The sequence below is a fragment of the Vibrio harveyi genome (assembly GCF_030060435.1).
Classification (GTDB): domain Bacteria; phylum Pseudomonadota; class Gammaproteobacteria; order Enterobacterales; family Vibrionaceae; genus Vibrio; species Vibrio harveyi.
Map to the genome: position 1 here is coordinate 1,648,909 of NZ_CP125875.1, position 20,677 is coordinate 1,669,585.

Genomic DNA, 20,677 nt, shown 5'->3' on the forward strand with positions numbered 1-20,677 from the left:
AAAGTGAATGAAGAGGAGCGCCATTTGATAGTGGCGCTTTTAATCAGGCGTAATACAACGCAGTGTTTTTCCATGTCAGCTCCCTTTTTAATCCTTTAAAATCGAACTTGTTAAAGTGCAAATAAAAGTACGCTTTGAAGTCCTTGAAGTTCCCAACTTAAATATCATCTATAAGAATCATACCTCCCCTATCACGCTGATTTAAATAAACATTTAATCTCGGCTCATACATAACTACTGATAAATAGTTACTTCGCTTCGAAAATTTTCATTGGGCAGCTTTTCTGTGATTGGTACGTCTGAAATTTAGCTTGTAATCGAATACACTCCATATGCACCCCGTGCAATAAAAAAGGAATTATATGAAAACGCTTATTTATGACACGCTTGTCAACCTTGCTAACCAAGAACCTGAACACCACGCAAAGATCCGCCAAAACTTGTATGAGCAACTCGATCTGCCATTTGATAAGCAACTTGCATTGTATGCATGCGCTCTTGGCCCAGCGAGTTCAGGGAAACTGGAAAGCCGTGAAGGAATAGACAATGCAGTAGACAGCGCGATTAGACTGTTAACGACTCCTGAGCGTTAATTTGCTTTTTGTTCTGTGACGGCCCTACTCCCCTAAGGGCCGTTTTTCTTTCCGAGATTTAATCAGAAGTCGTGAGTCGCTGGACTTGTTCTGAGTGTGAGAAGTCGATGCAATAAGCGAGCTCTACCGTCCCTCCTCTTTTCGCTTGATACTGTTCTACCGCTTTACGGTCAATGAGTTCATGAATACCTGCAAACACTTCTATCGATAGATCTGAAAACTCTACGTACCCCTGCATTGCCACTTTCGCGTCTTTTGCCACTTCTGTTTTTGGATAAAACGTGGCGATGCACGAAGCAAGAGCAAAGTTCGTCAACAACTGCTCGTTACTGTGATTTTCAAGCGGACTTGCTCCTACCAATAAACTGTAAAACCAACCGACACATCCTAACCAGACGCTATTTTTCAATGTCTTCATCCTTGAGTCTCATCCAAAAAGTTTAAACTTTAAGCTAGATGCAACCTAACGCACCTTTACGTCTCATTGCACCCAGCATTTGGAATTTGCGACACATTCGAGGAAAGTGATTGTTCATTGGGAGTGAGGGCGTCATGTGTAATCAAGCCAGCAACGACCTTGCTGGCTTAAGGTTAACGTTTAAGGAGTTCGTTCAAGGAGAGTGAGTTGAAACCCTATTCAAGAGCGAGCGTGACACCATCTGTTGTTGATGCCATCTTTTTGGTCACTTGGTAGTTTTTATCTTTAACACTAGAGAGCATGTACCAAGTAGATTGCGCTTTTTCTGGTGTAAAGGTTACACGCATAAAGCCACGCTGTTTAATGTCTGTCCATTGCAACTCAGAAACCAAATGCGGCAATGTGTACTCCATTTGTGCGATGGCAACGGGCTCTAACGCTAAATATTCTTCTAAACCCGGAGAGCTAACCGAACTTGTCGCAAACTCGACACCAACAGGGTTATTAGATACATCCTTTAACTCACTGGTCCATGCATTGTGCGTATCACCAGCTAAGCAAACAAAATGACCTTCACTCGCTTTTGCAATCTCATACACTCGCTCTCGCTCAACATAGTACCCATCCCAAGCATCGAGGTTATATGGCAGCTTAGTCGTATCTGAGCTTGGATCAGCGAGGTAATTTGAAATCGCACTGTTCACCGCGAGAAGAGCATCCATTTTCTGCTCGTCTGTGGCATTGAATAACTGAAACATTGCTAACATAACCGAGCTCGGAAGCTCCATACGCGACATAAGAACTTGCTGCCCAAGAACATTCCATTTGGCGTCTTGGCTGTTAAACGCATTCATTAACCAAGCCAGTTGTTCAGTACCAAGTAGCTCCCTATCAGCACTGCGTGATTGCGCTACGAGTCCACCAATCGCATCCATTGTCGGTGCATTAAGCGAAAAGTAGTCCAACGGCTGATCTCGCCCAACTAAGCGAGTATCGAGCATCATTAGGTTGATCAAATCACCAAACGAGAACTGACGATAAATCAACATATTCGAAAAGGTATTCTCGCGAACAGGCAACCACTCAGTCCATGCTGCGGCAGCGGCGGCGCGTCTGTCGACAAAACTGCCTTCATTATTTTGATGGTTTTCTGCACCATTTTTCCATGCGTCATTTGCGAGCTCATGGTCATCCCAAACCGCAATCATTGGCAATGCAGCATGCAAAGCTTGGAGCTCTTGATCTTGACGGTATTGAGCATAGCGCTTTCGATAGTCATCTAAAGTAATGCATTCGGTACCTTTACTTGGCTCACGCCCCAACCTAGCTGCATCGTCACTAGCATAACCACCAGCACCATATTCGTAGATGTAATCACCAAGGTGCAAAACTACATCGAACGACTCTGTTTGATGCTGTTTGAGAATCTCCTTATAAACGTTGAAATAACCCGCGGGATAATTTGCGCAAGACACGACAGCCATGGATGCTTTATCTACGCCGCCTTCAGGTAGAGTTTGTGTCATCCCAACGATGCTAGTGGTCTCGCCTACCATGAAGCGGTAGTAATACTGAGTACTCGGGTTGAGGTTTTGCACATCCACCTTAACCGTAAAGTCTCGACTGGTGTCCGTGGTGAAAGTACCGCTTTGCTCAACGGTTGAAAAATCTTCTGACCTTGAGACCTGCCATGTTACATCCACATAACTGGCGGCGGTGGTCACTCGACTCCAGATAATCACTTGAGTTTGGGTCGGGTCGCCGCTGGCCACACCGTATTCGAATGATCCCGTGGGAGTCGCATCGCTATCATCGCTACCACAGGCGGTAAGTGTTGTTACAACGGCTCCTGAAGAGACGGCTTTTATGAAATCTCGACGAGACAATGACATAGTAACTTCCTTTGTTATTGTGTTTTATTAACGCGCTCGTTCCTGCACGATTTAACCAGCCAGTAGACGCATTATGCTTCTTTGGCTAATTACTCTAAAAAAACATTAAGTTAGAAGGTAGTTATGACAATTGCATTTCTTGATGTTACATTTTTGTTAATTTAAGTGTAAATACTCTATATTCATCACACTTCCAACAAATCATGAAGGTATTTATAAATCTGATAGGTAAAACAAAAAAAGCGACCTTTTGACAGGTCGCTTTTGTGTTTGGGGATCGTTCCTTGGGTGTTAGAGCCTCAAATTCAGCACATCTTGCTCGGCAGTTTCTACTTTTAGTTTGCTTCGAGATTCAATGTACTCAATCTGCTTTGAGTCTAACGAATAAGGCATAACTACACGTAATTCATGGATCCCTTCATGTTTTGCTAGCTTCACCAACATCACTAGATTGGATTCATCACTCTGACGTGAAGACATCGATTTTAAGGCAGCATCCCAAAGGCGATCCTCTGGTAAGCTCAACTCCGCGATGTTCTGTTTCCACATCAAGCCAAAAATGGGAGCGATGGTGGCGAATGCCTCCAAGAAGGTCCACTTCTTACTTCCCGTTGCCCCTAGGAAGCTTGTGTAGTCGAATTCAATGCATGTCTTTCCTTGTTGCTCCATCCTATGCCTCGACACTCTGAAATGAGATATACAAAATATCGTTCAATTACTTTGATATAGCAATAGGATATAAAACAATGGTCTTTTATGCCCTAATTTAACCTCAAAAGGAAATATTAAAACCAGCTTTGTAACAAATGGAGTACAGCTTCGCCATATATAAGCATTCAATTGATTAATATTTTAAACGACGAACTAAAACTACGGTGTGCCAAGGCATGCCAGTGGATGATGACTATTAAGTTCAAAAGACGAATATCGAGTCCTACTTGAGTTTGTGACTAGTCATAATCTATCGAGGTTTCTCCGTAGTCGTGATACCCCTGCACATACAGACCTAAGATGTCATTAAAGTACAAGGTGTCGCTTAGTTCGATTCCGCCTTTACTGTTCCGGTTTAGGTTATTTTACATCGAGCACTCGGCTGGCTTTCTTATATTGCACTTTCCAGCCTGACCATCGTGGTAGCTCCCAGCGTTTTGGGTCACCTTTCCGGTTACCTTCTGTGTAGATGACATGAACCAATTTACGTGACACAAAGTACTCTACGTCGAGTTTTAGTTCAGCTAACACCAGCTTAAGTGGAAACTGTTCTGCAAAATCTTGATATTCCCAATCTGGAATACCTTCGAAAGGGATATCATCCGCGTCAAACAGTTCGATGTCTTCTACACTTTCGACACCAAGCGTTTCCAGCTGTTCGACCAGCCAAGTAGAAAAAGACAAATCATCAAGCATGCTTTTATCAACAGGAGTTTGGTTTAACCCGAGAGCGTTATAGATCTTCCAATGCTGAATTTGTTGCTTTCTTAGTGGCGCAAATCCCGGCAATAGCGCTTGTTCATCAATCATCTCAACAATAGACTGAACCGCTACTTCTCCTTGAAGTGCTTGGTATTCAGTACAAATGGTTCGCCCTGCATAGATCAAATGCATGGTCGCGCGCGGGACTTCTTCTTCATAATTGGTTTCGCCTTGCTGCCATTCGCCAAGTTCTAATTCACGTAGCAGCGCCAAGGAAACAGGTAACATCACAGATGCAAGGTTAAGCGTCTGCTTTACGCCTCTTCCGGGGACACTATGGCTATCGAGCACCAATGCTGCCTCACTTTTATCAGAGAAGCGGCTATTGCGACCGACCACCATTTCCATCAAGCCATTGCCCAAAGCGTCACGGCGTCGTTCTCGACGAACGAAGACCAGCTCAGGATGCAACTTGGCGATTGCTTTAGTCAGTTCATCACGTTTGTATCGCGATGCTACGTCAAGTTCTGGCAATTCAAACACTTCTCGCATCTGTTTCGCCAAGCCTTGTGCTTCTTCAAGTACGCTCACATCAACATTAACGCCGGGAAGTTGCTCTCCTCTCACCAAGCGAATCATCAGCGATGCATCACAACCAAATGGTTCTTCTTGCGCTAGGGCTTCGGCAGACTCACCGCCTTGCAATTGATGCAACTGAGCTGGAACAGAGAGTGCGGCAGCTAAGTCGATCATCGCTTCTTTTTCTGATTTGGTTTGCATACGAGTGACTAAATCAGCAAACAATGCGTCAATAGGTAAGGGGTAAACTTTTTTACCATGCTCGGTTACATCACCTTGTTGGTCTATCGCTTCCATACCTCGCAAGGTTTGGCTCGCGGAGAGCAGCGATTTTTCAGGTAACGCATCAAGAAATTGAAGTTCGGAAAGTCTATAGCCGCAACAAGCAGCCGCAAGCACAGGCTCCACAAGTTCTTCACGATGTAATTCGGGTGGGGTAACCAATTCTAATGGCGCATGTTCACCAAACAGACGAATACACGCCCCTTCTGCAACACGACCAGCACGCCCCATTCGCTGAGCGGCACTGGCTTTGGAGATATGAGTTAATGTCAGAGCTGTGCGTCCGTTTCGTTGCACCGTTCTGCGTTCCAAACCACTGTCGATCACCACGCGGATATTGGGAATGGTCAGCGAGGTTTCCGCTACGTTGGTCGCTAAAACCACTTTGCGTTGATTTTGTACCGTTAACGCATGGTGTCGCTCTTCATCACTCACCGAAGCATGCAGCTTCACAATCATTACGTCATTGATGTTTTGCAGCATTTGTGCGCATTGAGTAATTTCTTTGCGACCCGGTAAGAAAACGAGAATATCGCCCTCTTCGTCTTCCAGCGCCTCCTTAACTGTTCGAACGACATCATTCTCGCAACCTTTTTTGTTCGGCAAGTAACGGCTATCCAGTGAACGATGGGTAACGGTAACAGGAAAACAACGACCTTCCGATCGCAGCCGTTTGGCATCCAAATAGTTCGCCAGTTTTTCACCTTCTAAGGTTGCTGACGTCACGATCAAGCGGTGTTGCTTTTCTTGCTTTAAAATCGCCGTAAGGAGATCAATGTCCCAGCGACGCTCATGAAATTCGTCCACCATCACGATATCGAAGCTAGCAAGCTTGTCTTCTGCGAACCAACGTAGTGCAACACCAGGCGTCACAAACACGACTTTGGTGTTTTCATCATAGTGAGCGTGAAGCTTAATCGCGTAACCAATCTGCTTCCCTAACGGTTGACCAGATTGATCAGCAAGAAACTCTGCCAATGACGTACATGCGATTCGACGCGGCTCAATGACCAATACTCGACCATGATTAGCAGACCAAAGCGGTAAACGCGTAGATTTACCAGAGCCCGTTTCGGCTTCTACCACCAAATGGTGGTGATTCACGAGTTGGTCAAATTTAGCTTGTAAGCTATCGATAGGCAATTGAGACATAACAAATAAGAACGTGATAATGGATTGCGGGGCATTATACCTGAGTGAGAAATTCCTGCTTTAGGAATCGATTTCATGGTTATGTTTTCTTTCCAGTGACGATATTTTCGTCGGGAACTGAATTTTTTTGCGACATTACGTTGATGTACATCAACGAATGTTTACAACTAAATAGTGAACCCGTTAGAATTTTGCACGCATCCTTCAACCCTACATTTAAGGCACCCAATGAACAACGACAAGCGCCCACTCTATATCCCATATGCGGGTCCGGCTCTTTTAGCGACTCCTCTATTGAACAAGGGCAGTGCGTTCTCTGCAGAAGAACGTAGTTCATTTAACTTGGAAGGTCTTCTACCAGAGACAACTGAAACGATCCAAGAACAGGTAGAGCGTGCGTACCAACAGTACAAAAGCTTTGAAAGCGACATGGATAAGCACATTTACCTGCGCAACATCCAAGATACAAACGAAACGCTATACTACCGACTAGTTCAAAACCACATTTCAGAGATGATGCCTATCATCTACACACCAACTGTTGGTGCAGCGTGTGAGAACTTCTCAAATATCTACCGTCGTGGTCGTGGTCTATTTATCTCATACCCGAACCGCGATCGTATCGATGATCTGCTAAACAACGCAGCCAACCACAACGTTAAAGTTATCGTTGTGACTGATGGCGAACGAATCTTGGGCTTGGGTGACCAAGGTATCGGCGGCATGGGCATTCCAATCGGTAAACTTTCTTTATACACGGCGTGTGGTGGTATCAGCCCTGCGTACACGCTACCAATCGTACTGGATGTAGGTACTAACAACCCGCAACGTCTAGCAGACCCAATGTACATGGGCTGGCGTCATCCTCGTATCACGGGTCCAGATTACGATGCGTTTGTTGAAGAGTTTATCCAAGCAGTACAACGTCGTTGGCCAGATGCGCTAATCCAGTTCGAAGACTTTGCACAGAAAAACGCAATGCCGCTTCTAGAGCGCTACAAAGATCGCATCTGTTGTTTCAACGATGACATTCAAGGTACAGCTGCGGTAACGGTAGGCTCTCTACTAGCAGCATGTAAAGCGGCAGGCACTAAGCTTTCAGATCAACGTATTACTTTCTTGGGTGCAGGTTCAGCAGGTTGTGGTATCGCCGAAGCGATCATCGCACAAATGGTGTCGGAAGGGATTTCTGATAAGAAAGCGCGTTCGCAAGTTTACATGGTTGACCGTTGGGGTCTATTGCAAGAGGGTATGCCTAATCTTCTTGATTTCCAGCAACGCTTGGTTCAGAAGTTCGACAACACAAAAGAGTGGGAAAATGAAGGAAATGGCTTCTCACTTCTTGATGTGATGCACAACGCGAAACCAACAGTGCTGATCGGTGTATCGGGTGCTCCGGGTCTGTTCAGTGAAGAAGTAATCAAAGAGATGCACAAACACTGTAAGCGTCCGATCGTGTTCCCATTGTCGAACCCAACTAGCCGTGTAGAAGCAACGCCAAACGACATCATTCGTTGGACAAACGGCGAAGCATTGGTTGCAACAGGTAGCCCATTCGAGCCAGTGGTTCATGAAGGTCGTTCTTACCCTATCGCACAATGTAACAACAGCTACATTTTCCCAGGTATTGGCCTTGGTGTTCTGGCGGTGAATGCGAAACGTGTAACCGATGAAATGCTGATGGAATCAAGCCGAGCGTTGGCAACATGTTCGCCATTAGCTATCAACGGCAACGGTGCCCTACTTCCACCACTAGAAGAAATTCATTTGGTATCGAAGAAGATTGCATTCGCTGTTGCGAAGAAAGCAATTGAGCAAGGCGTTGCGCTAGAAATCACCGATGAAGCGTTAAACGACGCCATTGACCAAGCGTTCTGGCAGCCTGTTTATCGCCGTTACAAACGCACAGCATTCTAAATTTTGCTACGCTTTGTATAATAATTAGCCCTCGCATTGCGGGGGCTTTTGTTTTTTATGCTTTTTTTTCTCATCCTAACCGTATTTTGGCATAAATGGGCTTCTCTCTTTTCATTTCTATCAGATATGATGAGGGATACACATTGAAATAAGGACATCGAACGTTTTGCTGTTTTCCCGCATAAAGTCAAAGTGGAAGCTTAAATTCTCATGGAAGCGTCTGGCTTTGGTTTTGTCGATCTCTTTAATCGGTCTCCTCGTCACTGTTATCGCCATAGACCGTTGGGTTGTGCTACAAGCACAAGAACAAATTTTTACCGACTACGAGCAAGTACCCGAGCATGAAGTCGCCGTTGTTCTTGGTACCAGTAAATACATTGGTAAGGTGCTCAACACCTATTACACACACCGAATCAATGCTGCTATTGAGTTGTACAAACAAGGCAAAGTGAAGCAATTTTTGTTGAGTGGGGATAACGCTCACCGCTCTTACAATGAACCTTGGACGATGAAACGAGACTTACTGAAAGCCGGTGTGCCGGAGGAGGTCATCCATCTCGATTACGCAGGATTTCGTACTTTGGATTCGATTGTTCGAGCAAAGAAGATTTTTGCCTCTGAGCGCTTCCTAATTGTCACACAGCGGTTCCACTGTGAGCGTGCTCTTTTCATTGCCGATGCATACAATATCGACGCACAATGTTTGGCAGTAGCAGGTCCAACGGCAAGCAAGCAAAAACTCAACATGCGCACTCGTGAACTTATGGCTCGTGTAAAAGCATTCTTAGATCTGTACGTAATGCATACTCAACCGCGCTTTCTTGGTCCTCAAGAGCCAATCGTTGCCGTGGAAGAGGTACCAGAAACCATCGATAACGAACGTAATATCCCTGTGCAGTAAACCCTATGAGATGTCGTTTATTTCAACCACTCAGCCATGCATTACACACCGATAACAATTCATTAAAAGTAAATGGGTAGCTTTCTACCCATTTCTAATTCCCAACCTCACACTTTCTTGCTCGACCGTCGATTCAGACAAAATTACCTTTCGCATTCGCAGTAACATTTAATCAATAAATAACTACAAGTCAGTTACTTTGCCATAAAAAACCAACACTAAGGCAATGCAAAAGGAGCACAATCATGACCGCACTCGCTGTGACATTGAAGAACTGGTTCTTCACTCGCAACAGCATGATATTAACGTCTAATGTCCTGCTGTTCGCTATATTGTTCAACACCCTACCCTTTGATCCTCAAGTCGTAACTGGCTTGTGTATTTTGATTTTCGTAGCTGTACTTTGGTTAACGGAAGCAATCCATGTGAGCATCACGGCCCTTTTGATCCCGCTACTCGCGGTATTTTTAGGGGTCTTTAATACGCAAGCCGCACTGAACAACTTCTCTAACTCGATCATCTTCTTGTTCTTGGGTGGATTTGCTCTTGCCGCTGCCCTTCATAAACAAAAGCTCGATCAGGCCATCGCCGATAAAGTGTTGCTCATCGCACGCGGTAAGATGTCAGTTGCTGTGTTTATGTTGTTTGGTGTTAGTGCCGGTCTTTCAATGTGGATTTCAAACACCGCAACCACAGCCATGATGTTGCCATTGGTTCTAGGTGTAATGAGCAAACTGGATGCGAAGAAAAGTCACAGTACCTACTTGTTCGTTCTACTGGGCATTGCTTACAGCGCCTCTATTGGTGGCATTGCAACGCTAGTTGGTAGCCCACCGAACGCTATCGCAGCGGCAGAAGTCGGTTTGAGTTTTACAGAGTGGATGGAACTAGGTTTACCAATTTCATTGATTCTCATGCCTATCGCTATCTTGGTCCTTTACACCATGACTAAACCTGACTTGAGCCACAAGTTTGAACTTGACCACCAGCCTGTTGAGTGGACAAACGGCAAAATGATCACGCTAGCAATCTTCCTATTGACGGTTACTTTGTGGATTTTCAGCAAACCAATCAACGCGATGCTAGGTGGCTTTGCTAAATTCGATACCTTAGTGGCAATCGGTGCAATTCTTTTGCTTGGTGCGTCACGAGCAGTGGAATGGAAAGATATTGAGAAAACCACCGATTGGGGCGTACTGATCTTGTTCGGCGGTGGTATCTGTCTGAGCAATGTGCTTAAAGCGACAGGAACAAGCGTATTCCTAGCAAATGGTCTAGCTGGATTCCTAGAGCAAGCAGGCGTGCTACTGACTATCTTAGCCGTTGTCGCATTCGTCGTTTTCTTAACTGAGTTTGCAAGTAACACGGCGAGTGCTGCACTGTTAGTGCCTGTATTTGCAACCATTGCTGAGGCTCTTGGTCTATCGCCAGTGATTCTATCTGCGTTAATCGCTGTTGCTGCGTCTTGTGCCTTCATGCTTCCAGTAGCAACACCACCAAATGCTATTGTTTTTGCAACGGGTCATATTAAACAGAAAGAAATGATGCGAATTGGTATGGTTCTGAACATCGCATGTATTGGTGCACTAACGCTGTTCGCTTGGTTGTTCTGGTAACAACGAGGTTCTTGAAAAACGCAGAGAGCTACATCATGCGCAGCTCTCTGTCGTCAAAGTCTAGCACTACAGCTGCTGTTCTCGGTAATCATATGAATACCTAGCTACTACCCCATAGTCATGTTCAGCAGTTTCCCTTTTGGTGGTCGGTCGGCCACCTTTTTTCTTCTCTGTATTTCTCTGTCTAAGGCTGGATTTAAGACGCCACATCTGACTTCATTTGCATGCCGTAATTCACTTCGATTCGGTTGCGACCATTGCGCTTAGCTAAGTAGAGCACTTCGTCTGCACGAGCCATCGTCTCAGAGACTCGTTCATTTTGCATCTGAGCGACACCGATACTGCACGTCAAAGGTTCACCATGAACCCACAAGTGACTTTCAACATTCTGTCTTATGACTTCTGCTTTTTTCACCGCTTGTTCCACATTGGTGTCAGGGCAAAAAACCACAAACTCTTCCCCACCCCATCGAACCAGGCGATCTTCGGGTTGAATCGAACTTGAGATTACCATGACGAACTCACGCAGAATATCATCACCCATCTGGTGACCGTACTTGTCGTTCACACGTTTGAATTTATCTAAGTCCATATACAAAATGGAAAATGAGTCGTGCCCCCATCGAACCTGTCGAGCTTGCTGTTCTAGCCAACTTTGTACCGCATGACGGTTCATCGCTCCAGTCAATGCATCACGGTGCGCCAGTTCAGCGAATTCATAATTTTGCGCACGTAACGTGTTGTTAACTTTCTCTAGATGACGATGACGTTTTTTCGCTTTGTTGTAAGCCATTTTGTTCTTTCGCATCTCGTGCAGTGAAAATGCCAAACCTAATGCCATCCAGGAGAACAATAAAACAAACAACAGCGTTGATTGCTGGACGTACGCACCTTCAAACTCAATTTTGTCGATCACGATCTTATGTTTACCAAGCGCCGCACCTGCACCTGTCGCTAAATCAATGCGTGTAATGTTAGAAAACTCCGGAGCAGAGTGCTCAATAGCAACATCATTGTCATTCAACCACCATGTCATAACTTGAAGGTTCTTAATTGGGATCTCAATAATCTCACTGAAATCGGAAGGAGAAAACTGCATACCATTGTATTTAATGGTGTATTCATCCGTTGGTATTGAGTAGGCAGAGTTAAAGTTTCTTAAATACAAACGTAGATTTTTGCTTGGGCTTTGCCCATCACCTGCAGCCTCGTAACGGATCTTCAAACGGACCGTGTGGTAACTAGAAAGATCCAACCCCTTGGTTGCTTCTTTTACATCGGTGTACACGGAAATTCCACAGTATGGCCATGCGTACTTACTCTCTTTGAGATCACAATTTAAAGTCAAACTGTGGTTTTGATAGGTAATATCTGACTCACTCAGACCGCCCGCAATAGCGTCATTGGTTACATGGATATTGAACTTGTCTGGTGTAACTTCAAGTTTGCGGGTGTCACCAAGCAAGCTATATAACGCCACCAAACTGATGGTGCATATCGATAATGCAAAAATTAATCTATGTATCCATTTCATCACGACCAACCTAGTTACTGAGTATCATTCTGTTTATATCGACCAATGTACTGAATGTTATTTCACTTTTCAAATAAAGTTATTTATCAAGCCAAAAAGTGATTTTTAACTCAAATTCTCACTATTGATACATTACATATGGTTATACAACATGATCTTGCTCCAAGTAGCCTGTGTATTTTCATTTAGGTGCTTGTGCGAAGCACTTCAAACCCTAATAGAGCACATCGATTAAAAAACCAACAAAGAACACTCAAATCCCGCAACTTCGCTCCCTCTTCCTGCCTATCGAGCCCGGTTCGGTATATACTGTGCAAAAACACAATAATGAGTAATGTCATGTCAATAATTGCTACTGGTACGCTAAGTAAGATGCGTGCTTCTCTAGACGGTGCCGTAAGTTACCGTTTACCTGTCGGTGATGAAGAAGTGGATCTAAGTCCGTTTCTTGGTCAAACACTTACCTTGACTCACACTGGCAACATTTACTGCTGCTCTTGCGGTAAGAAAACTAAGAAAAGCTATTCTCAAGGCCACTGTTTTGTTTGTATGAAAAAGTTAGCGAGTTGCGACATGTGCATCATGAAGCCCGAAACTTGTCACTACGAGCAAGGTACCTGCCGTGAACCTCAATGGGGGGAAGAGAATTGCATGGTAGACCACTTCGTTTACCTGTCGAATACGTCAAGCTTGAAAGTTGGTATCACACGTCATACTCAAATCCCAACCCGCTGGATCGATCAGGGTGCGACGCAAGGCCTACCGATCTTCAAGGTGAAAACCCGCCATATCTCTGGTCTGATTGAAGTAGAATTAGCGAAACACATTGCCGATAAGACGAATTGGCGTACTCTATTAAAAGGTGATGGAGAACCAATTGAGCTACAAGAGCGTTTCGCTGAGCTGCTGCCATTGGTGGAAGATAAAATTGCTGAGATTAAGCAACAATACGGTGATGATGCTATTGAAGTATTAAGTGAGAACATCACTTCCCTGAGCTACCCAGTTCAGCAACATCCAACAAAAATCACCTCACACAACTTTGATAAGAACCCTGTCGTCACTGGCACGCTACAAGGCATTAAAGGTCAATACCTAATCTTTGATACTGGGGTGATTAACGTACGTAAATTTACTTCGTATGAGATTGAAGTGAGCGAATAAGCCTCGATTAATTGAATTTAGAGAAACGAAAAAGCTCGAGCCAAGTGCCCGAGCTTTTTGTTCTTTGAGTTTTCGATTCTTACGCGTCGAGTATGCTCTCTAACACATCAAATAACATATCGATCTCAGCTGTGGTGTTGTAGTGCATACAACCAATTCGCACCACGCCACCAGATTCTTCGAGCCCCAATTGGCGAACCAACCCGAGTGCATAGAAGTGCCCGTTCCAAACGCAGATATTGTGCTCACCCAACGTTTTAGCAATGAACTCTGGAGCGTATTTATCAAACGTAAGAGCAAACGTGGGTGTCCTCAGTTGGCTACTTTCATCGTTAATACCAAACAGATTCACCCCATCAAGCGCACTCAGACGGTGTAAGAAATGCGCACTTAATTGCTGTTCATGCTGATTATATAACGCGTAGCTTTGCTCTAAACGCTGACGAAGTGACGCACCTTCATCACCAAATTGCGCTAAGTATTCGATAGCAGCAGTCACGCCTGCTAAACCTTCAAAACTCTGCGTTCCTGTTTCGAAGCGTCCTGGTCCGATATTCGTTGCAGGTTCCACTTTATACGGTTTGATACTGTGCAACCATTGGTCAGCAATGTAAGCGATACCGACATGTGGTCCAAAAAACTTATATGCGGAACACGCCAAGAAATCACACCCTATAGCTTGTACATCGACTAAGTGGTGCGGCGCATAATGAACAGCATCCACATAAACCTGAGCACCAATGCGATGCGCCAGTTCTACCACTTGATGAATGTCGACAATTGAGCCGGTGGTATTCGATGCGTAAGTCACAGCGACTAAGCGAGTTTTTTCGCTCAGCAGACTTTGCAGATGTTCTAGATCTAACGTACAGTCATGTTCGTTGATTCTCACTTGGTGAACAATGACGCCTTTGTCTTCTGCGGCTTGCTGCCAGCTAGATACATTGGAGTAGTGATCTAATGCCGAGACAATGATTTCATCTCCCTCTTTCCAATCGCGACTGATCGCACGGCTTAATTGGAAAGTCAGTGACGTCATATTGGCACCAAAAACGATATTACCGGATGAAGGTGCATTGAGCAGTGCTTGCGCAGACTCACGAGCGGATTGCATAACGTCAACCGTCGCTTGACTCGAGAAATAGTGCCCACCGAGATTAGAGTTAAAATGCCCAAGGTAACTCACCATACTGTCTAACACCGACTGCGGTACCTGTGAACCACCAGGACCATCAAAAAACGTTACTGGACGGTCGTTATGGTATTGCGCCAATGCCGGAAACTGCTCTCGAATTTGATTAAGATTGAAGTTCATTTCGTTTGTCCGTCGCTGTCAGTACAAATACATCCATGTGACCTTCTTGATCATTAATCACTGAGCGAATTGGAACGGCGTTGTGCCACAGTTTGCTGTCTGCCAGCATTGCTACTTCCCCATTCTCCAGCACTTTACGGAAGAAAGGCGCTTGATTGTGGCTGCTGTAAAGCATGATGTCCCCGCCCATGATGTTGTGACGTCCCACGCCGACAAGCGCGATATGGTCAAAGCCATCTTGGTGCACGCCTTCGGGAGCAACTTGAGTTTCATCATAAATCGCTGTGATTCGAATCTGGTGAATTTCGATTTCCTGACCTTCTGGTAGGTGATTAGCATTAACAAACAACGCGCACATTTCACGGAAGCCGTCACTTGAAAGAATACCTTTCTCAATCGGCTCAAATTGACGAACGACATCACCTTGAAAGCGGTTGATATCCGATGACTGAACAAAGCTGTTCTTGTTTAAATCAATCACTTGACCATTTTCAAACCCCACGACGGAGTAGCGGCGTAAACGATACTGACCATCGGCATGTTCTGTCCGAGGTAGTCCTTCAAAGGAAGGAGAAAGTTGCTCAATCGCGGCCATGCTGAGCTGAGTTAAATGTAGGGTGTTCTCACGTGAATGTAACATCATTGGCTCCTTTAATGAGGCACATCTAGTTTGTTTTAGTTAACATTTAATTTACATTCTAGGATACGCAAATATTCTGCAATTACCAGAATTTGACGTTGATAGCTTCAACAAAAACGAAAAAACAACATACATATCTAATATTTCGTTAAATATCAGTCTAAACATTCAGAACGGAGCATTCGCCACATTTGAAACTAGAACTCTCCACTATGAATAGAATTTTATTCTGGAATGGCACACTCGATGATATACCCAAGTGACTTCAAGATGCAGGATTCAGAGCGTTGTCATTGATTCGAGTTCAAGGAAAACAACACCGCGTAATAGCCAGCTCTTTCCAAGTTGTTTGACGCAGAAATCGAGGCAATGACACGCTCCCGAAGGGCGAGTTGTCTTGGCTTGTATACTTTGTTGCCGATTCTTGATTTAGAGTGACTAGATCTTTAAATCGTCGCCGCGTCTACAAACCAAGTCATTCTCGCTGAACCTAGCATCTCGAGGTTACTTGGGTATAAACATCAGCAAGTTCTAACCTATAACCAATAATTCGGTTGGCTCCTTTCGTTTATGCTTTTAAAGCACTAAGAATTTCCATACAATCGGAGAAAATGTTCAGCCCTCTATGGAGCCATAATGAGCGACGTAAAACACTGTAAACTATTAATTCTTGGTTCTGGTCCAGCAGGTTACACCGCAGCAGTCTACGCAGCGCGTGCCAATCTAAACCCTGTGCTTGTGACGGGAATGCAGCAAGGTGGTCAGCTAACGACCACAACAGAAGTAGAAAACTGGCCTGGTGATGCAGAAGGTCTTACTGGTCCTGGTTTGATGGAACGTATGAAAGAGCACGCAGAACGATTCGAAACAGAAATCGTGTTCGATCACATTAACGAAGTGGAATTGTCTCAACGTCCATTCCGTCTAAAAGGTGACTCTGGTGAGTACACTTGTGATGCGTTAATTATCTCTACCGGCGCATCAGCAAAATACCTAGGTCTTGAATCTGAAGAAGCGTTCAAAGGCCGTGGTGTATCGGCATGTGCAACCTGTGATGGTTTCTTCTACCGTAATCAAAAAGTAGCGGTAGTGGGTGGTGGTAACACAGCGGTAGAAGAAGCGCTTTACCTATCAAACATTGCCTCTGAAGTTCACCTTATCCACCGTCGCGACTCATTCCGCGCTGAAAAGATCCTCGTGAAGCGTCTGATGGATAAAGTAGAAAGCGGTAACATCATTCTTCATACTGATCGCACTCTAGATGAAGTGCTAGGTGACGACATGGGCGTTACTGGCGTTCGTATCAAAGATGTGAACAGCGGTGCGACCGAAGATCTCGAAGTAATGGGCGCATTCATCGCAATCGGTCACCAACCAAATACACAGGTCTTTGAAGGTCAGGTAGACATGAAAGATGGTTACATCATCGTTCAATCTGGTCTTGAAGGAAACGCAACACAAACCAGCATTAAAGGTGTGTTCGCAGCGGGTGATGTGATGGATCATAACTACCGTCAAGCTATTACCTCTGCAGGTACTGGTTGTATGGCTGCACTGGATGCAGAACGTTTCCTAGACGCACTTACTGACAAATAACTTTTCACATTTGTGTCATATCCTTAAAGCCCAGCGGTATTCCCGCTGGGTTTTCTTTTGTATACTACCGCCTCATTAAAACAATTATCATTAAGCCTTCACGATGGATAAGAAAAAGCAAAGCAGCTTGAATAAGTGGCTTAAGCAACAAAGTAAGTTAGCCAAGCGCTGGCTGATGGTTGCGATAGGCCTAGGCGTACTATCAAGCGTGTTTTTATTGGCTCAAGCAGCCCTGCTCGCCTCCATTCTCCACCAGTTAATCATTGAGCATGTCGACAAAAGTGAACTTGTTTGGCACTTCGTCGGATTAGGTGTCACCGTTGTTGGTCGCGCGGCCTGTACTTGGGGACGCGAAATTGCGGGATACCGTTGTGGTGAACAAATCCGCGTTTATATTCGTCAACTGATTCTCGATAAAGTCCACCAACTTGGTCCTGCTTACATCAAAGGCAAGCCAGCGGGCAGTTGGGCAACTCTGATTTTAGAGCAAGTAGAAGATATGCAAGATTTCTTCTCTCGCTACCTTCCACAAATGTCGTTGTCTGTATTGGTGCCTTTCATCATTCTGGTGGTGGTCTTCCCTATTAACTGGGCAGCGGGTTTAATTTTCCTAGTAACTGCGCCATTGGTCCCAATGTTCATGGCCTTGGTTGGTATGAAAGCCGCTGACGCAAACCGCAAGAACTTCAAAGCGCTACAACGTCTTTCTGGGCATTTCTACGACCGCTTACAAGCGATGACAACGATTCGTTTGTTCGATCGCACTAAGTCAGAAACCGAGACATTAAAAGGGGCATCAGAAGTCTTCCGTACACGTACGATGGATGTCTTGAAGATTGCCTTTCTATCTTCTGCCGTGCTTGAGTTCTTCACTTCGATTTCAATTGCGATTACTGCGGTATACTTCGGTTTCAGCTACATCGGTGAACTGAACTTCGGCTATTACGGCGCTGGCGTAACCCTCTTCGCCGGTTTGTTTATTCTTATCCTTGCGCCTGAATTCTATCAACCACTGCGCGATCTAGGCACTTTCTATCATGCGAAGCAGCAAGCAGTCGGTGCAGCAGAAAGCATCGTTGAGTTCTTAGAGCTAGACATTGACCAAGTGAAAGACGGCAATAAAGTCGTTGAGCAAAACGCAGCGATTCACATCGAAGCCAGTGACCTTGTTATCTTCAGTCCAGAAGGCAAACAACTCGTCGGTCCCCTAACCTTCTCTTTAGACGCCAACCAAAGCACGGCATTAGTTGGCCCTAGTGGTGCAGGTAAAACCAGCTTAGTGAACACCATCCTTGGCTTTATGCCATACAAGGGCAGTCTGAAAGTTAACGGTTGTGAATTATCTGAGTTGGACTTGTCTACATGGCGAAAAGCCATCAGTTGGATTGGGCAAAACCCGATGCTTTTACATGGCAGCATTCGTGACAACGTCATCTTGGGCAAGCAAGATATTCAAGACCAACAAGTCCATTCAGTACTCAACGACTCTCACGCCGCAGAGTTTGTTGAAATGCATGGCTTGGATTACCAAATTTCTGACCGCTCCGGTGGTCTATCTGTTGGTCAGGCACAGCGTCTTGCACTTGCGCGTGCGATGCTACAAAACGGGAGTTTTTGGTTACTCGATGAGCCAACCGCCAGCTTGGATGCTCGGAGCGAGAAACTTGTGATGGAAGGCATCGGTAAATACACCGAATCCACCACTAACTTGATGATCACTCACCAATTGGCACCACTGCAAAATGTGTCTCAGATTTTGGTGATGCAAGAAGGTCAAATTGTCCAACGTGGTGATTACGAAACTCTGGCATCTCAAGATGGTTTATTTAAAGAAATGTTGGCTGCCAACCTAGCTCAACGTGAATCAGACAAGGGGAACTTAGATGCGTGATTTACTCCCTTATCTAAAACTGTATAAAAAGCACTGGTTTGGTTTGTCGCTGGGTATGCTACTGGCTTTCCTAACACTGGCCGCTTCCATTGGTCTGCTAACCTTATCAGGCTGGTTTATTTCGGCTGCTGCTGTGGCAGGATTGACCATAGCTCGCGAGACCTTTAACTACATGTTGCCTGGCGCAGGTGTTCGTGGTGCGGCAATGGCACGTACGGCAGGTCGTTGGGGTGAACGAGTGGTTAGCCACAATGCGACCTTCAAGCTACTAACGGATCTACGTATCTTCTTCTTCAAGAAGCTTGCGCCGTTGATCCCCGGTCGTGTTTCGACTTTGCGTGATGCAGACTTACTAAACCGTCTAGTGGCGGATGTAGATGCAATGGATCATGTTTATTTGCGTCTTATCAGCCCTGTGATTGTTGGCGTATTCGGCATCTTGTCGCTAACCGCAGTGCTTGCTTTCTTTGACTGGCATCTTGCCCTATTGCTTGGCGGTATTCTAACGGTAATGCTGTTAGTGTGGCCGGTACTGTTCTACAAACTGGGTAAGCATAACGGCGAACATCTGACACAAAATAAAGCACAGCTACGCGTGGCAACATTAGACTGGTTGCAAGGTTACAGCGAACTAAGCTTATTCGGCGCAGAAGAGCGCTACCGCAATGTGATTCTTGAGAAGCAAAAACAACTGCTATCCAACCAGTTCGTCAACGCGAACCTAACGGGCATGGCGTCTAGCCTGCTGATGCTAGCGAATGGTTTAACGCTCGTTGCGATGCTGTGGTTTGCTGCGGATGGCGTTGGTGGTCGTGCGCCAGATCCTTGGATTGCGCTGTTCGCATTTGCCACCATGGCGAGCTTTGAAATTCTGATGCCAATCGCCGGTGCTTTCCAATACCTAGGTCAAACACTGACTTCAGCACGTCGATTAAACGAAATCACGCTAGCTGAACCAGACGTTATCTTCCCTGAACGTTCTAAACGCGAAGATAAGCCGTTAGATATTGAGTTCAGTAAGGTAGATTTCATCTACCCTGATGGTCAGCAAAAAGTACTGAAAGATCTAACGCTATCACTGCCACTGGGCTCGAAAACGGCGATTGTTGGTCAAACTGGTTCAGGTAAATCAACACTTATTCAATTGCTTTGTCGCTACTGGGATGTAAACCAGGGTCAAGTGAGCATCGGTGGCGCACCTCTGCAAGATTGGAGTGAATCTGATCTGCGCGCGGCAATCACAGTAGTAAGCCAACGTGTTGATGTTCTTAATGGCACATTGCGTGACAACCTGCTGCTTGCAGCCCCTGAAGCCACGGACGAGCAGCTAGCTGATATTCTGACCAAAGTGGACTTGGCGAATCTCTTAGAAGAGCCAGGATTGAACGCTTGGTTAGGTGATGGCGGACGTCAACTGTCTGGTGGTGAAAAGCGTCGAATTGGTATTGCGCGCGCTCTATTGCGTGATGCCCCAATCCTGCTTCTTGATGAACCAACTGAAGGTCTAGACAAACGCACAGAGCAAACGGTAATGGCACTGTTCAAAGAGCACTTTGCGAACAAAACCGTGGTATTTATCACCCACCGTTTGATTGAGCTAGAGAGTATGGACAAAATCTGTCTGATGGAGCAAGGCGAGATCATCGAACAAGGTAGCCACCAAGCGCTACTAGCTGAGAAAGGTCGTTACCACCAGCTATTACAATCTCTGTAGTCTGGAATTAACATAAACAAAGGGCTCATCCATTGATGAGCCCTTTTTTATACCAATCAC

15 protein-coding genes are annotated in these 20,677 nt (G+C 45.3%); 8 read left to right on the top strand and 7 right to left on the bottom strand.

Going from position 1 to position 20,677, the window contains the following annotated elements; genetic code table 11:
* Positions 1-362: 362 nt before the first annotated feature.
* The gene (locus QMY49_RS08020; RefSeq protein ID WP_009698104.1) at positions 363-593 is read left to right on the top strand and encodes a PAS factor family protein; all 231 of its coding nucleotides are present in this window, start codon (positions 363-365) and stop codon (positions 591-593) included.
* Between the two features lie 58 nt (positions 594-651).
* Here QMY49_RS08020 and QMY49_RS08025 read toward each other — a convergent pair whose 3' ends face one another.
* The 4 genes from QMY49_RS08025 to QMY49_RS08040 form a co-directional block, all read right to left on the bottom strand.
* The gene (locus tag QMY49_RS08025) at positions 652-1,011 is read right to left on the bottom strand and encodes a T6SS amidase immunity protein Tai4 family protein (RefSeq protein WP_009701546.1); all 360 of its coding nucleotides are present in this window, start codon (positions 1,009-1,011) and stop codon (positions 652-654) included.
* Between the two features lie 215 nt (positions 1,012-1,226).
* The gene (locus QMY49_RS08030; RefSeq protein ID WP_283313947.1) at positions 1,227-2,903 is read right to left on the bottom strand and encodes an alkaline phosphatase D family protein; all 1,677 of its coding nucleotides are present in this window, start codon (positions 2,901-2,903) and stop codon (positions 1,227-1,229) included.
* A 291-nt stretch (positions 2,904-3,194) separates the two neighbouring features.
* Positions 3,195-3,572, bottom strand: coding sequence for a hypothetical protein (locus QMY49_RS08035; RefSeq protein ID WP_005444488.1), 378 nt, complete (start codon positions 3,570-3,572; stop codon positions 3,195-3,197).
* A 402-nt stretch (positions 3,573-3,974) separates the two neighbouring features.
* Positions 3,975-6,329, bottom strand: a complete 2,355-nt coding sequence (locus QMY49_RS08040; protein ID WP_283313952.1) for a helicase-related protein — start codon at positions 6,327-6,329, stop codon at positions 3,975-3,977.
* A gap of 228 nt (positions 6,330-6,557) precedes the next feature.
* Between QMY49_RS08040 and QMY49_RS08045 the strand changes: the two genes are divergently transcribed.
* The 3 genes from QMY49_RS08045 to QMY49_RS08055 all read left to right on the top strand — a co-directional run bounded on the left by QMY49_RS08045 (position 6,558) and on the right by QMY49_RS08055 (position 10,763).
* Positions 6,558-8,246: an NAD-dependent malic enzyme gene (locus QMY49_RS08045; protein WP_005444490.1), complete on the top strand. Its 1,689-nt coding sequence runs from the start codon at positions 6,558-6,560 to the stop codon at positions 8,244-8,246.
* A 166-nt stretch (positions 8,247-8,412) separates the two neighbouring features.
* Entirely contained in the window at positions 8,413-9,147 is a 735-nt protein-coding gene (locus tag QMY49_RS08050) for a SanA/YdcF family protein (RefSeq protein ID WP_009700901.1), read from the top strand.
* 245 nt (positions 9,148-9,392) lie between these two features.
* Entirely contained in the window at positions 9,393-10,763 is a 1,371-nt protein-coding gene (locus QMY49_RS08055; protein ID WP_009698107.1) for an SLC13 family permease, read from the top strand.
* 196 nt (positions 10,764-10,959) lie between these two features.
* Here QMY49_RS08055 and QMY49_RS08060 read toward each other — a convergent pair whose 3' ends face one another.
* Positions 10,960-12,297 (bottom strand): GGDEF domain-containing protein, encoded by a 1,338-nt coding sequence (locus tag QMY49_RS08060; protein ID WP_017188153.1) that lies wholly within the window; start codon positions 12,295-12,297, stop codon positions 10,960-10,962.
* Between the two features lie 339 nt (positions 12,298-12,636).
* On the opposite strand from QMY49_RS08060, the gene QMY49_RS08065 reads away from it, so the two are divergent.
* A complete protein-coding gene (locus QMY49_RS08065) occupies positions 12,637-13,461 on the top strand; it encodes a DUF2797 domain-containing protein (RefSeq protein ID WP_026000105.1) in 825 nt (274 codons plus the stop codon).
* A 79-nt stretch (positions 13,462-13,540) separates the two neighbouring features.
* On the opposite strand, the gene QMY49_RS08070 is transcribed toward QMY49_RS08065, so the two are convergent.
* Positions 13,541-14,776, bottom strand: coding sequence for a cysteine desulfurase-like protein (locus QMY49_RS08070; RefSeq protein ID WP_047513635.1), 1,236 nt, complete (start codon positions 14,774-14,776; stop codon positions 13,541-13,543).
* The gene (locus QMY49_RS08075) at positions 14,760-15,419 is read right to left on the bottom strand and encodes a 2OG-Fe dioxygenase family protein (RefSeq protein ID WP_005444497.1); all 660 of its coding nucleotides are present in this window, start codon (positions 15,417-15,419) and stop codon (positions 14,760-14,762) included. Before QMY49_RS08075 ends, QMY49_RS08070 begins: the two co-directional genes overlap by 17 nt.
* Positions 15,420-16,052: 633 nt before the next feature.
* Between QMY49_RS08075 and trxB the strand changes: the two genes are divergently transcribed.
* The 3 genes from trxB (at position 16,053) to cydC (ending at position 20,617) form a co-directional block, all read left to right on the top strand.
* Entirely contained in the window at positions 16,053-17,012 is a 960-nt protein-coding gene (gene trxB, locus QMY49_RS08080) for a thioredoxin-disulfide reductase (RefSeq protein WP_283313960.1), read from the top strand.
* 103 nt (positions 17,013-17,115) lie between these two features.
* Positions 17,116-18,903, top strand: a complete 1,788-nt coding sequence (cydD, locus tag QMY49_RS08085; RefSeq protein ID WP_283313961.1) for a heme ABC transporter permease/ATP-binding protein CydD — start codon at positions 17,116-17,118, stop codon at positions 18,901-18,903.
* Positions 18,896-20,617 (top strand): heme ABC transporter ATP-binding protein/permease CydC, encoded by a 1,722-nt coding sequence (gene cydC, locus QMY49_RS08090; protein ID WP_283313963.1) that lies wholly within the window; start codon positions 18,896-18,898, stop codon positions 20,615-20,617. Before cydD ends, cydC begins: the two co-directional genes overlap by 8 nt.
* The last annotated feature ends 60 nt before the right edge of the window (positions 20,618-20,677 follow it).

What these genes read in the sequence shown, in the direction of transcription:
- QMY49_RS08020 (WP_009698104.1), top strand. Translation starts at nt 363, where the DNA reads ATGAAAACGCTTATTTATGACACGCTTGTCAACCTTGCTAACCAAGAA.
- QMY49_RS08025 (WP_009701546.1), bottom strand. Translation starts at nt 1,011, where the DNA reads ATGAAGACATTGAAAAATAGCGTCTGGTTAGGATGTGTCGGTTGGTTT.
- QMY49_RS08030 (WP_283313947.1), bottom strand. Translation starts at nt 2,903, where the DNA reads ATGTCATTGTCTCGTCGAGATTTCATAAAAGCCGTCTCTTCAGGAGCC.
- QMY49_RS08035 (WP_005444488.1), bottom strand. Translation starts at nt 3,572, where the DNA reads ATGGAGCAACAAGGAAAGACATGCATTGAATTCGACTACACAAGCTTC.
- QMY49_RS08040 (WP_283313952.1), bottom strand. Translation starts at nt 6,329, where the DNA reads ATGTCTCAATTGCCTATCGATAGCTTACAAGCTAAATTTGACCAACTC.
- QMY49_RS08045 (WP_005444490.1), top strand. Translation starts at nt 6,558, where the DNA reads ATGAACAACGACAAGCGCCCACTCTATATCCCATATGCGGGTCCGGCT.
- QMY49_RS08055 (WP_009698107.1), top strand. Translation starts at nt 9,393, where the DNA reads ATGACCGCACTCGCTGTGACATTGAAGAACTGGTTCTTCACTCGCAAC.
- QMY49_RS08060 (WP_017188153.1), bottom strand. Translation starts at nt 12,297, where the DNA reads ATGAAATGGATACATAGATTAATTTTTGCATTATCGATATGCACCATC.
- QMY49_RS08065 (WP_026000105.1), top strand. Translation starts at nt 12,637, where the DNA reads ATGTCAATAATTGCTACTGGTACGCTAAGTAAGATGCGTGCTTCTCTA.
- QMY49_RS08070 (WP_047513635.1), bottom strand. Translation starts at nt 14,776, where the DNA reads ATGAACTTCAATCTTAATCAAATTCGAGAGCAGTTTCCGGCATTGGCG.
- QMY49_RS08075 (WP_005444497.1), bottom strand. Translation starts at nt 15,419, where the DNA reads ATGATGTTACATTCACGTGAGAACACCCTACATTTAACTCAGCTCAGC.
- trxB (WP_283313960.1), top strand. Translation starts at nt 16,053, where the DNA reads ATGAGCGACGTAAAACACTGTAAACTATTAATTCTTGGTTCTGGTCCA.
- cydD (WP_283313961.1), top strand. Translation starts at nt 17,116, where the DNA reads ATGGATAAGAAAAAGCAAAGCAGCTTGAATAAGTGGCTTAAGCAACAA.
- cydC (WP_283313963.1), top strand. Translation starts at nt 18,896, where the DNA reads ATGCGTGATTTACTCCCTTATCTAAAACTGTATAAAAAGCACTGGTTT.